Origin of the sequence: Citrobacter sp. TBCS-14 (genome assembly GCF_005280805.1) — a bacterium.
Classification (GTDB): domain Bacteria; phylum Pseudomonadota; class Gammaproteobacteria; order Enterobacterales; family Enterobacteriaceae; genus Citrobacter; species Citrobacter gillenii.
In genome coordinates this window covers 1-219 of record NZ_SZWM01000788.1, presented here as the reverse complement: position 1 = coordinate 219, position 219 = coordinate 1, and the positions used below count along the sequence as shown (strand labels likewise).

1 pseudogene is annotated in these 219 nt (G+C 55.3%); it reads left to right on the top strand.

Annotation, left to right across the window (positions count from 1 at the left end):
- Positions 1–219 (top strand): annotated as a pseudogene (dinG, locus tag FDX22_RS21330) (ATP-dependent DNA helicase DinG); the annotation flags it as partial.

The window sequence follows — 219 nt, the reverse complement described above, 5'->3', positions numbered from 1 at the left end:
CGCCGCCGCTGGCGAATGCCGAGCGGTTGAACGGTCACTGTGAAGAGCTGTATGAACTGATTGCTTCACTTAATAACATCCTCAATCTCTATATGCCCGCTACCCAGGAAGCGGAACACCGCTTTGCAATGGGAGAACTGCCTGGTGAAGTGATGGAGATCTGCCAGCGGCTGGCGAAACTGACGGAAATGCTGCGCGGCCTGGCAGAACTGTTCCTCA